At 62.8% G+C, this 13080-nt stretch carries 7 protein-coding genes and 1 tRNA gene; 6 read left to right on the top strand and 2 right to left on the bottom strand.

Features of this window, described 5'->3' with window-relative positions; all coding sequences use genetic code 11:
* The 4 genes from MOV74_RS16505 to MOV74_RS16490 form a co-directional block, all read left to right on the top strand.
* The coding region (locus MOV74_RS16505; RefSeq protein WP_246924358.1) for an amidase family protein at positions 1-974 on the top strand (974 nt) is incomplete at its 5' end.
* Positions 965-1270: a hypothetical protein gene (locus tag MOV74_RS16500; RefSeq protein WP_246924355.1), complete on the top strand. Its 306-nt coding sequence runs from the start codon at positions 965-967 to the stop codon at positions 1268-1270. The genes MOV74_RS16505 and MOV74_RS16500, both read left to right, overlap by 10 nt.
* A complete protein-coding gene (gene gatB / locus MOV74_RS16495; RefSeq protein ID WP_246924351.1) occupies positions 1267-2751 on the top strand; it encodes an Asp-tRNA(Asn)/Glu-tRNA(Gln) amidotransferase subunit GatB in 1485 nt (494 codons plus the stop codon). The genes MOV74_RS16500 and gatB overlap by 4 nt, the downstream gene beginning before the upstream one ends.
* 1682 nt (positions 2752-4433) lie before the next feature.
* The gene (locus MOV74_RS16490) at positions 4434-4700 is read left to right on the top strand and encodes a hypothetical protein (protein ID WP_246924347.1); all 267 of its coding nucleotides are present in this window, start codon (positions 4434-4436) and stop codon (positions 4698-4700) included.
* Between the two features lie 445 nt (positions 4701-5145).
* Here MOV74_RS16490 and MOV74_RS16485 read toward each other — a convergent pair.
* A tRNA-Ser gene (locus MOV74_RS16485) sits at positions 5146-5238 on the bottom strand.
* Positions 5239-5808: 570 nt separating this feature from the next.
* Between MOV74_RS16485 and MOV74_RS16480 the strand changes: the two genes are divergently transcribed.
* Positions 5809-8424 (top strand): tetratricopeptide repeat protein, encoded by a 2616-nt coding sequence (locus MOV74_RS16480; RefSeq protein ID WP_246924343.1) that lies wholly within the window; start codon positions 5809-5811, stop codon positions 8422-8424.
* A 629-nt stretch (positions 8425-9053) separates the two neighbouring features.
* Complete coding sequence (locus MOV74_RS16475; RefSeq protein ID WP_246924340.1) at positions 9054-10664, top strand: porin; 1611 nt, start codon at positions 9054-9056, stop codon at positions 10662-10664.
* Between the two features lie 455 nt (positions 10665-11119).
* Here MOV74_RS16475 and MOV74_RS16470 read toward each other — a convergent pair.
* Positions 11120-13080, bottom strand: a 1961-nt coding sequence (locus MOV74_RS16470; RefSeq protein ID WP_246924338.1) for a lytic transglycosylase domain-containing protein, incomplete at its 5' end; no start/stop codon positions are given.

Here is a 13080-nt window from a genome sequence, read left to right as displayed (position 1 = left end):
CGCTGCTGTGCATGGGTGCGACCGCGACCGACACCGGCGGCTCGATCCGCCAGCCGGCGGCGTTCACCGCGACCGTCGGGATCAAGCCGACCTATGGCCGCTGCTCGCGCTGGGGCATTGTCGCCTTTGCATCCTCGCTCGATCAGGCAGGTCCGATCGCGCGCAGCGTGCGCGACAGCGCGATGCTGCTGCGTTCGATGGCAGGGCACGATCCAAAGGACACGACCTCCGTTGACGTTCCCGTACCGGACTATGAGGCCGCGATCGGCAAGTCCGTGAAGGGCATCAGGATCGGCATTCCCAAGGAATACCGCCTCGACGGCATGCCGGCCGAGATTGAGAAGCTGTGGAGCGAGGGCGCGGCCTGGCTGAAGGCGGCCGGCGCCGAGCTGGTCGAAGTGTCGTTGCCGCACACCAAATACGCGCTGCCGGCGTATTACATCGTGGCGCCGGCGGAGGCCTCCTCCAACCTCGCGCGCTATGATGGCGTCCGCTATGGCCCGCGCGAGCAGGCGAAGAACATCAACGAGCTCTATGAGAACACGCGTGCCGAAGGTTTTGGCGCGGAGGTGAAGCGCCGTGTCATGATCGGCACCTATGTGCTCTCGGCCGGCTATTACGACGCGTATTATCTGCGCGCGCAAAAGGTGCGCACGCTGATCAAGAAGGATTTTGAGGATTGCTTCGCGAAAGGCGTCGACGCGATCCTGACGCCGGCAACGCCCTCGGCGGCCTTCGGCATCGGCGAGAAGGGCGGGGCTGATCCGGTCGAGATGTACCTCAACGACATCTTCACGGTGACCGTGAACATGGCAGGCCTGCCCGGCATCGCCGTGCCCGCCGGCAAGGACGCGCAGGGCCTGCCGCTCGGCCTGCAGCTGATCGGCCGTCCCTTCAACGAGGAGACATTGTTCTCGCTCGGCGAGGTGATCGAGCAGGCGGCCGGCCGTTTCACGCCCGCGAGGTGGTGGTGAATGTCGCCGCGTTCATCGCGAGCCTCGACGGCGCGGCGCCCGCGCCGGACCTGAACGCGCCGCTCGCCGGTCTCTGGTGGGCCGCCAAGGGCGACTGGGACCGCGCGCACAAGATCGTTCAGGACGAGAGCAGCCGCGAGGCGGCCTGGGTGCACGCGTACCTGCACCGCGTCGAAGGCGATCTCGGCAATGCCGGCTACTGGTACCGCCAGGCTGGGCAGATCGCAGCGAAGGATTCATTGGAAGCGGAGTGGGAGCGGATGGTTTCCGCGCTGCTCGGGGATGGAAAAGCATGAACGCGTCAGTCAGACAGGGAAAACTGATCAAGGGCCAGACCGGCGATTGGGAAGTCGTGATCGGCATGGAGGTGCATGCCCAAGTCACCTCGCAGTCGAAACTGTTCTCCGGGGCCTCGACCGAATTCGGCGGCGAGCCCAACAGCCATGTCTCGCTGGTCGACGCGGCGATGCCGGGCATGCTGCCTGTCATCAACGAGGAGTGCGTCAGGCAGGCTGTCCGAACCGGGCTCGGTCTCAACGCCGCGATCAATTTGCGCTCGGTGTTCGACCGCAAGAACTATTTCTATCCGGACTCGCCGCAGGGCTACCAGATCAGCCAGTACAAATCGCCGATCGTCGGCGAGGGCGACGTCGTCGTCGAACTGGACGGCGGCAAGGTCGCCACCATCGGTATCGAGCGGCTGCATCTGGAGCAGGATGCCGGCAAGTTGCTGCATGACCAGTCGCCGACCATGTCCTTTGTCGACCTCAATCGCTGCGGCGTGGCGTTGATGGAGATCGTATCCAAGCCTGACATCCGCGATGCCGAGCAGGCCAAGGCCTATGTGACCAAGCTGCGCTCGATCCTGCGCTATCTCGGCACCTGCGACGGCGACATGGAGAAGGGAAGCTTGCGGGCCGACGTCAACGTCTCGGTGCGCAAGCCCGGCGGGCCGCTCGGCACCCGCTGCGAGATCAAGAACATGAACTCGATCACCTTCATCGGGCAGGCGATCGAGTACGAGGCCCGGCGCCAGATCGAGATCCTCGAGGACGGCGGCGCCATCGACCAGGAGACGCGGCTCTACGACCCCAACAAGGGCGAGACCCGCTCGATGCGCTCCAAGGAAGAGGCGCATGACTACCGCTACTTCCCCGATCCCGACCTGCTGCCGCTCGAGTTCAACCAGGCGTTCGTCGACGCGCTGAAGGCGGAGCTGCCGGAGCTGCCGGACCAGAAGAAGACGCGCTTCGTCGCCGATCTCGGCCTGTCGGCCTACGATGCGAGCGTGCTGGTCGCCGAGCGCGAGAGCGCGGTGTTCTACGAGACCGTGCTCGACAGGCTCGCCAACCGTGCGCGCGACGGCAAGATGGCGGCGAACTGGGTGATCAACGAGCTGTTCGGTCGTCTGAACAAGGAAGGCCGGGATATTACGGACTCTCCCGTCAACGCCGAGCAGCTGGCTGCGATCATCGACCTGATCGGCGAGGGCACGATCTCCGGCAAGATCGCCAAGGATCTGTTCGAGATCGTCTGGCAGGAGGGCGGCGATCCCCGCGCACTGGTGGAAAGCCGCGGCATGAAGCAGGTGACCGACCTCTCGGCGATCGAGAAGGTGGTCGACGACATCATCGCGGCCAATCCCGACAAGGCCGCGCAGGTGAAGGACAAGCCGCAGTCGCTCGGCTGGTTCGTCGGCCAGGTGATGAAGGCGTCCGGCGGCAAGGCCAACCCGCAGAGCGTCAACGACCTGCTCAAGTCCAAGCTCGGCGTCTAGCGTCGCGCGTTCGAACGAGGTGACGGAGCGTGTCCGTCACCTCGCCTGCCGTTCGCGGCGCGACGCTCGCACGCATCCTCGGCGGCGAACTTCATCCCGATCAGACGCGATGCGACGACCGAATCGCCGTCACGCGATTCGCGCAAAACGGCGGCTCGCGCACGCTCCGACGAGCGCTCGCGGCGTTAAGCATGAAAATATTTTCGTTGCCAAAACTCGCGACTCAGAGTCCGCGAAACGCCCTTGCGAGGCGATCGCGCGCGTCGCGACACGCATCGTCGCGTTGATCATGCGCAATGCGTGAGTGCAGGAAAATACTTTCTGCATAGTGTTTTCCTGCAATCACTAGTCTGGCGAACACCGATGACGCGGCCACTCTCTGCGATCGCACGAACGCGTCATGCAGTGCGCTTGCATCGCGCTCGCCAAGCGCACGCGCGTTGCGTCGTCAACACTTCTTTAAGCGAGAAGCTGTTTTTTTCGTCGTGTTGGTGTATTCGGGATGAGTGTGCATTCGATCCCCGACTGCATGCAGCGATTAAAGCCATCTCACACATCGGAGGGCAACATGGCCAAGAAAGCGAAGAAGGCGAAGGCGAAGAAGGCGAAGAGCGCAGTGAAGAAGACTGCGAAGAAGACCCGCAAGGTCGCCAAGAAGAAGAAGTAACTTCGACTTCTGAAGTTGCCGGCTCCCAGAGAGCCGGCACGTCATCAGCACCTCCTGGAGGTTCTGATCGACGATAGAGGGTGTCGGCGAGACATCAGGTCAACGGTCGGATCGTTTGCTTTGACGGTCCGGCAGAAGAAACGAGTTTTCTTCGTTCGGTGCGGTTCTCCGGAAGGGGCTCCGCAATTTCACAAGAGGCCTTCGGGCCAACGTGAAATCTGGTCCTGACGTGTTCGCCGACGCCCTCGTTCTCCTGAGGCCGGGGTATTGCCGGCATCCCTTTCCCACATTGCTGATCTGACCGTGACGTGGCCGCGCTGCCATTGAGCAGGCGAAGGGCTGCGCGCATGCTGGGTGGCTGCCGCAGTCAGCGGGTCGTTCCACGTGTGCGGTGTCATCGCCCGGCATCGACCGGGCGTTCCGGTACGCCGCAGCTTCTCGGCGGACACCGCTCCCTCCGGGATACCGGTCACCCGCCATCGCGCACGGCAATTGCATATGACTTTGCGGCGCCTGAGCGCGCGCCTCCTCCTTCGAGACATCGCTTCCGGCGGTCTCCTCGGGATGACGCTATGCGGCGTCGGTGCCGTTGAAACAGCCGCCGCACACTCCCTCCTCATCCTGATGGCCGCCAAAGGCGGCGTCTCGAAGGATGGCCGCAGACGGTCTTCAAAGGCGATCGCTCTGCGCCTTCGCGGGTGATGACAGAGGTTGGGAAGCCGCAGGGCACGCGCCACCGCGCGCAATGGTTATCGTTCTCCCAAAATCGCAGGGTAAACCGAATCTTACGAATCGCAGAAGTGCCTGCAAATCGGGGATTTTTCGCATTCCGCGCGCTCCCTTCGCGCGCTCGCGTTTACGTCTGCTTCATCGCGATACTTAAACTGCCATTCAAATTTGCCCGCCATCATCGCCTCCAACAAGCCGGCAAACGGCACGGGGATGAGTTGAACAATATCTGGACGGGAGCCGCGCTCGGGGGAACGAGGCGGCACAAGAAAAAAGGGGATGCGTGATGTTTCAGGGTACTTTCGATATGGAGACGGCAACGCCGATCGACGCGAGCGCGCTGTCGGACGTGCTGTTCGAGCGCGGGATTTATTGGGCGAGCGGCCGCGCGGGCCTCGTCGATCTCGTCGCCGCGCACAAATGGTTCAACCTCGCCGCGCTGAAGGGCCGCAAGGACGCCGTGACGCTGCGCCAGGAAGTTGCCGGGCAGATGTCGGAGGTCGAGATCTCCGCCGCGCAGCGTGAGGCGAGGGCGTGGGTTTCCGCCCACTGAACCTCGGAAACGCGCCCACACCCGTGTTCGCACGGGTGGGCCCGGCTGCGTTGAATCAAGTTTCGTCGTCGTGCCGCCACATAAGGCCCGAGCGGCATGAGCGACCCCGACACCAACGGACGATGGCTACCGATTCAGATCGCTCCCGATGCGTGCGACCTGGAACTCGGGCGTCGGCACAAGACGGGGATTCTGCCCTGGTCGTTTCCGTGCCGGGGGAGGTCCGGCGTCTGGTTCAACATCTGGACCGACGAAGCGGTGCTGACTTCGCCCCTGGCGGATCTGGCGGTTCTGGCGGTTCCACCGCTAGACGCGGACGCACATATATAAAGATGGTGCGAATCGAGCCGAGCGCACCGCGCCGATCCTTGCGCCAGGCTTTCGCGCCGGCCACACGACCGCTTTCAGGTGAAACGCACAGACTTTGAGTGATTCTGCCGCTGGGTGGCGGAGAGGGAGGGATTCGAACCCTCGATACAGCTTGAGACCGTATGACGCTTTAGCAAAGCGTTGCCTTCAGCCACTCGGCCACCTCTCCGGTGCGAGCCTTATGCATCTAATTGCTTGGGCCGGTCAATTTGGAAGCGTGTGTTTTCGCTCGAATATTCCCAGCGATTTTCGAAAACAAATCCGGCTTTCTCTCCGAACGCGCAGCTGGCGCAGTGAGAGAACAGGTGCCGACCTGGAACGTCTCGCATATGCAGGAACGATGGCCTTCACGTCTGAACGGCCGCCATTTTCATGCAAGTATTTGAATCTACGTCAAAAACCAGACCTGGTCGCGAGGAGGTTGTCGATGGCTCGAAGTCCTCGTCTCGGCCGTGGACTATTAAGTATTTGATTTATTTTGGCTTTGTGCGGCGTGTCGTGTCCCATGCCCGCTGTCCTGTCTGCCCTTGAACGTCGACTCAGCGCAAGGCTCCTCCGCCATCAGCTGGCTGGGCCGCTCGCTGGAGCGGAGTATCCCACGCACCCGAACCGTCCGGGAGGACAATCGGAACCTCTTGTTCCCCGGCGCCCACGTGTCCCTGCAGCCGTCCGCCGCAGCCGATCTTGCCAGGCCGGCGCCGATGGTAGATTGAGCGGTATCCTTGAGGGAGGAATGGGCTTGGCAGGTGAATTGCAGACCAAATTTCGACGTGCTGTCGATGCCTTCAACGCCCGTGATCTGATCAAAGCGGAAAAGATCCTGCAACAGATCGCAAGATCGTCTAGGAACATATTTGAAGTCGAGCACCTCTTGGGCGTCGTGAAACTCGTCCAGGGGCAATTTGCCGAGGCCGAGGTCCATCTCAGAGCGGCCGTAGCTCTCAATGGAAGCAGCGACGAGGCGCTCAGCAATTACGGGTACGCGCTGAAATCCCTGAACCGGCCACAAGAGGCCCTTGCGTGTTTCACGCGCGCATTGGCGGTAAATCCGCGCAATCCGCTTTCGTACCATAATCGAGGTTCGATACTTGCCGAGGTTGCGCGAAACTATCCGGAAGCGATCGACCAATTTGACAAGGCGACAGTCTACAATCCGAACTTTGCCGAAGCCTACGCAAGCAAAGGCAATTGCCTCGAAAAGCTGAAGCGCTTTGATGAGGCCGTCGTTGCCTACGACAAGGCATTGTCGATCAGGCCCGATCTGGAGAACGCGTGGCTTGGTCGAGGGAATGCTCTGCGAAATCTCGATCGCCACGACGATGCATTTGCCACGTACGACAAGGCGCTGTCGATCAACCCCGGTTTCGTGAATGCGTGGGTTGGCCGTGGCGACGTCTTCGCCGATCTCGGACGCCATGACGACGCGCTCGCTGCGTACGACAAGGCGGTGTCCGTCAAGCCCGATCTCGAGGGCGCTTGGGTTGCCAAGGGCCATGTCTTCTGGCGCCTGAAGCGCTATGACCAAGCGTCGGCTGCCTACGACACCGCACTGTCGATCCGATCGGATCTGGAGACTGCGTGGCTTGGTCGGGGCAACGTGTCGTTCGACCTGAAGCGCTACGACGAAGCGTCCGCTGCGTTTGACCGTGCGCTGTCGATCCGGCCTGATCTGGCGGAAGCCTGGCTTGGCCGGGGCAATGTCCTCAACGAGCTCAAGCGCCAAGACGATGCGTTCGCCGCGTTCGACCGTGCGCTGTCGATCAGGCCTGATCTCGCGGAAGCGTGGCTCGGTCGAGGCAATGTTGCCTGGGGGCTCAAGCGCTATGAGGAGGCTCTTGCGGCCTATGACCAGGCGCTCTTGATCAAGCCTGACCTGGAAGGGGCGTGGATTGGCCGGGGCAATGTCTTCGCTGAGCTCAAGCGCTATGATGATGCATTTGCTGCCTACGACAAGGCGCTTTCGATTGATCCTGATCTGGAGGGCATCGAGGGGCTGCGCCTTTTTGCAAAAATGAGCTTGTGCAATTGGGATAATCTGGACGACGAGATCGGTCATTTGGCTGGGGCGTTACGGGCCGGGAAGGCCAACAGCGCTCCCTTTGCGCTGCTGTCGTTGACCGACAATCCAGATGATCATCTGCGGTGCGCCAGGGCATGGGCGTCCGCCAAGTTTCCGCAATTGTCCAAACCCAGTTCAAGGGGGGAGATCCACGGGCATGCCAAGATTCGAGTCGGATATGTTTCCCCCGATTTTGGCCAACATCCGGTCGGGTATCTCACAGCCGGCATCTTCGAGAACCACGATACCGATCGCTTCGAGACGTACGCCTTTTCGATCGGTCCGGACGATGGCGGCGATCTGCGCATGAGACTGGAAAGAGCGTTTCATCGCTTCATCGATTGTCAGCACAAGCTCGACAGTGAAATTCTGAAAGCGATCGACGATGCACAGATCGACATTCTCGTCGATCTTGCAGGCCATACGCAGAATGCCAGGCTGTCCTTGTTCGCATCCAATCCGGCTCCGATTGTCGTCAATTATCTTGGATTTGCTGGAACATTGGGGAGCAGGGCGCTCGCCGACTACATCATTGCCGATCACGTCGCGTTGCCGGATCAAATCAGCCAATGCTTCGAAGAGAAGATCGTGCGCTTGCCTGGCAGCTTCATGCCGCGCGGCGACAACGGTGTGATCACCGGCGAGGCGCCCCTCAGGCGAGCCGATTACGGTCTGCGGCAGGAATGGATGGTGTTTTGCTGTTTCAACAACGCCTACAAGCTCAATCCGGCAGTCTTTGGATGCTGGATGAATGTTCTGAGGCGCGTGGACCAGTCGGTCTTGTGGTTGTCCGACGTGGGGGAGAACGCAAGGTCCAACCTGCGAAATCAAGCGAGGAGCCGAGGCATTGACCCCGATCGCCTAATATTTGCAAAGCGCGTTCCGTCATCATCCGAGCATTTGGCGCGTCACCGCCTCGCCGATCTCTTCCTGGATACGTTGCCTTACAACGCGCACACGACCGCCAGTGATGCCTTGTTCGCTGGCCTGCCGGTCGTGACCCAAATCGGTGATAGCTTCGCAGGTCGCGTCGCGGCGAGCTTGCTGAGCGCTGTCGGCCTGTCCGAACTGATCACGCGAACGCGTGAGGAGTATGAAGCGCTGGCGATCGATTTGGCGCTCGATAGGCCAAAGCTGCAGGTCATTCGCGAAAGGCTGCAGGACGGCCGCCTGCGAGCGTCGCTGTTCGATGCGGCGCTCTATACCAAGCGCCTGGAAGCTGCCTACGAGGCGATGTATCAACGCCACCAAGGCGGGCTGCCGCCAGACCACATCGAAGTTCACGCAGCCGGTTGAGAAGGCGGTTGCCCCGCAACGCGCGATCCGGAACCGCGTGATTGGGTCAGAGGAGGACGAACGCCATCGTCCTCAACGGCGGCGCGGAACCTATAACCTGCAGCGTGCCCCGAGCATCTCGCTTGCACCTCGCGTCCGCATCTCCGTGTGCCCCGGGTTCCTCGCTCCCCCAGCTCAGCCGATTCTTGAACCTCAAGCGGAAGCAACGATTCGGGCGCGCCCAAGCTGCAACAGACTTCACCGCTTCACGGGGGACTATTGGCCGGAAGTTCGCGGCAAATGGAACCCACAGAAATAACTGAATGAATTCAGTGTGTTGCCGCGGTCGACTGATCACATCTGCGTGTTATTTGTGCAACACCCTTCGGAAAACACACGTCATCGGCCCGTTCCGGAGCGTTCTGTTGTTGTGTGTGCAAAGACGTTCGGTAATTGTGACTGAGCGACGGAGGGGGGCATCCCAAGGTCGTCCCGTTTTAGGTGGTTCGCTTAAGTCCCTCGCGTTCAGCGGGTGTGTCCGAAGGCGCGAAGCGACTAAGCGGTGAGTTAAGGGACAAGGGAACCAACCTTAGGGTGTTTCACCCAGCGGATCCGGAACCTTCCCTATAGAGCAAACTTGGAGGTTTAACATGAAGTTGGTTAAGAGCCTTTTGCTCGGTTCAGCGGCGGGTCTGATCGCCGTTGGCGGAGCACAGGCAGCCGATCTCCCCGTGAAGGCCAAAGCGGTCGAATACGTGAAGATCTGCTCCCTGTACGGTGCCGGATTCTACTACATCCCGGGCACCGACACCTGCATCAAGCTGGGCGGTTACCTGCGCGCTGAAGTCGCGCTGGGCACCAATTCGGACTTCGGCGCTGGTCAGAACATTTCGAGCCAGGGCGCCAACGGTGCACGCAACCGTCTGACGAACTACTACACCGCTCGCGCTCGTGAAGATCTCAACATCGACACGCGCACCGCGACCGAGTACGGCGTCGTCCGTACCTTCTTCGACGGCGTGTTCTCCTGGACCACCGGCAACTATGTCGGCACCGGCAGCGCCACCGGCACCACCGCCTACAGCGGTACGCTGGCTGCCGCCACCAACCCCGGCGCGACCAGCACGGGCCTGTTCGGTTCGGGCTCCGGCTCGGTCAACGGCACCGATGGCAACACCTCGGGCGGTTCGCTCGGCGTGTACTACGCCTTCATCCAGTTCGCCGGCTTCACCATGGGTAAGGCCGTGTCGCAGTTCGACGCGCCCTGGACCAACTATCCCGGCAACAACTTCGACAGCCTCGTCGGCGGCAGCGGCACGGTCACTGGTGTCAACCAGTTCACCTACACCGCTGACTTCGGTCAGGGCGTGACGGCGTCGTTCTCGGCTGAAGACGCGGTCCAGTACTATCAGGCAGGTAACCTGAACATGACCGGCGCTACGGCGGCTGGCATGCTGGGTGGCGCCTACGGCTCCAACGCCATCGGCGGCTCGCGTTCGCCGAACCTCGTTGGTATGGTGCGTGTCGACCAGGCTTGGGGCCTCTTCCAGGCGTCGGTGGCTGCGCACGACAACCACGTTGGCTACTACGGCGCGTCCGAAGCCACTGGTCACCCCGACGACAAGTGGGGTTGGGCCGTTCAGCTCGCTCTGTCGATCAAGAACATCCCGACCGGTGCGGGTGACGTGATCAACATCCAGGGCGTCTACACCGACGGCGCGTCTCGCTACAACTTCCAGAACCTGGCGAGCGGCACCTACTCGATGTGGGGCACCACGAGCTCGGCTAACTACGGTAGCGTCGGCTTCGCCACCGCTCCGGACACCGTGTTCGTCACGGGCAGCCAGCAGGAGACGGTCAAGACCTGGGGCTTCCGCGGTGCTTACACCCACAACTGGGATCCCTACTGGAACACCGCGATCTACGGTGCTTACGCTCAGGCGCAGTTCGGCACCTTGGCTAAGACCACGCTCTGCGGCGCCGGTGGTGCTGGTGGTGGCGTGTTCGGTGCTGGCTTCGCCGGCGTGACCTCGTGTAACCCGGACTTCGCGATCGCCCAGCTGGGTATCATCACCCGCTGGACCCCGGTCAAGAACCTGACGTTCTCGGCTGACCTTGCCTGGACCCACCTCGACCAGAAGTACGCTGGTACGGTGACCCCGGCTGCTACGATCGCCGTCCCGGCCAAGCCGGCTGCGACCTACGACCTCAAGGATCAGGACACGATCGTTCTGCTCCTCCGCGCTCAGCGCAACTGGTAAGTTCGGTCTAACGACCTGACAGAGAGCCCCGGCGGGAAACCGCCGGGGCTTTTCTTTTGCCGCGTGCTCGCTTTGCGCAATGGGGCAAGTTGGCCCGTCGTTCTCCATTGATCGGCCTTCGTTGCGATCTGATGGCAGCCGTTGTGGGAAAGCGGTCTCCGCGCTTGCCCCCCATCGAGGCGCGCAGGGGAGAACTGCCGTGGCGAGGGTGGCCGTGCAAACACCTCGTTGATCTGCCTTTGCAGCGGTAGCGGCCGGCGCCTTCATCGTCGCGCAGGCGGGGCAACGGCGAGCTTGCCGATCTGACCGCGGCTGGCGCAGCGCTCGAGGAGCGCGTCGAGGAAGGTCTCGCCCGAGGACCGCACTTCGCCCGCTGGATAGCTTCGGCGGCTCAGATCTTGCCGGGACAGCGCTCGCCACGCATGCTCGCGGCTGCGAATCGAAAGAGGGGATCGCTACTCCACGCTTGCGGTGCCGCGGCGCAAGTCGGCCTCGATCTGCAAGCGCGAGCCGCCGCCGAAGCGGGCGCGGTAGACCTGAAGGTTCTCCATGATCCGCTGCACGTAGTTGCGCGTCTCGGAGAACGGAATCAGCTCGACCCAGTCGACCGCGTCCACCTTGGGGTCGCGCGGATCGCCGTAGCGGTCGATCCACTTCTTCACGCTGCCGCGGCCGGCATTGTAGGCGGCAAAGGTCATGATGTAGGAGCCGCGGTAATCCTCGAGCAGTCCGCCGAGCTCGGCCGAGCCGAGCGTGGCGTTGTAGACCGAATCGTTCTTCAGCCGACCCAGATCGTAAGTCGCGCCGTGCCGCTTGCAGACATAGCGCGCGGCGTCCGGCGTCACCTGCATCAGCCCATAGGCTTGTGCCGGCGAGACCACCGAGGGGTTGAACGCGCTTTCCTGCCGCGCGATCGCGTAGACGATGCTGCGCTCGACCTCGGGGCCGATCGGCGTGAATTGCGGAATGCCGTTGACGGGGTAGGCGTAGAAGTCGAAGGGCAGGCCGCGGTTGAGCGCGGCCTTGCCGAGCAGCAGCATGCCGCGCGCGTCGCTGTAGCGCTGGGTCAGCTCGCCGAGACCGGCAAGCGCTTCGGGATCGCCGTTTTCGCCCATGTCAGCGAGCAGAGGTATCGCCATCTCGCGCTCGTCGAGCTCGTAGAGCAAATGCGCGGCGCGCACGATCTCCAGCCGGTCGGCGCCGCGCCCGCGCGGCTGACTGTTGAGCTCGATCTGGGGCAGGCCGAGCTTTGCGCGTGCGAGCTGGCCGTAATAGCTGGTCGATTGTTCGGCAGCCCGCGCATAGGCGTTGCGCGCCTCCTGCTGGCGCCCCGCCGCTTCCGCGGCGCGGCCCTGCCAGTAGCCGGCACGTGCCAGCGCAGTCGGATTGACGCTGCCGACCCCGATGCGGGCGAAATGCTGAGTGGCAGCCGCGGGGTCGTTGAGGAAGCGCAGTGCGATCCACCCGGCCGTGAACTCCTGCTCGGTCTTGTAGATGTCGCGCGAGGGCAGTGCGGCGTCGCGCGCGATCAGATAGGCGCTGCGGAATTCCTCGGTGTCGATCATCTTGCGCGCCAAAAGACGCCGCTCGATCCACCATTCGTCGAGATTGTGGAGCCGGTTCGGATCCTTCGGCGCCGACAGCATCAGCTGGGCGGCCTCGGCGAACTTCTCCTCGCGGCGCAGCAGCTGGATCTTGCTGAAGATGAAGCCGGGGTCGCTATGCAGCTCGCGGGGCACGGCGTCGAGCAGCGCGCGCGCGTTCGGGGCTTTCTTGACGGCGGCGATGCGGGCCTTGGCGAGTGCGATATAGCCGGCGCCCAGGCGCTTTGCGGCGCGCAGCGCGGCTTCGTTCTCGCTGCCGTAGAGCAGGGTGTCCATCCGCGCCTTCTGATCGCCCGGCGTCAGCAGGGCGCCGAACTGGTCGAGCGCGTTGTTCTCGGTGTCCTCGGACATCGGATCGCTGCGCCAGGCCTCGCGCACCAGCCGCTCGGCATTGGCACGATCGCCGCGCGCCAGCATCGCCTTGGCGAGCGTGAAGCGGCCCTTGGCGGACACAGGAGATTCGTTCTCGAACCAGGACCATGCGACGGAATCGTCGCGCCTGTCGTCCCACATCGCGGCCTCGAGACGCCGGCGCAGGAAGGTCTGCGACGGCCAGCTCGGATTGGCGGAGAGGAAGGCGCGGTAGCGCTCCACGGTCGCGCCATTGTCCTCGCTGCGCAGGATGATCCATTCCGCGAGTTTTCGCGCGACCGGATCGGAGATGCTGGCGCTCGCGTTGGTGGCGTCACCCGCCTTGCGCTTGCGGACGAGCTCGATGACGCTCTCCAGCGTCTCCTTGTCGCCTTGGGACGTCGACGATGTCGCTGCCACCGCGGCCGGGACGACCGGCTTGCGCGGCGCGGCATGTTGGC

This window comes from Bradyrhizobium sp. SHOUNA76 (genome assembly GCF_023006445.1).
Classification (GTDB): domain Bacteria; phylum Pseudomonadota; class Alphaproteobacteria; order Rhizobiales; family Xanthobacteraceae; genus Bradyrhizobium.
Note: the sequence above shows the minus strand (reverse complement) of the source record. Positions and strands in the feature narration are given on the sequence as shown.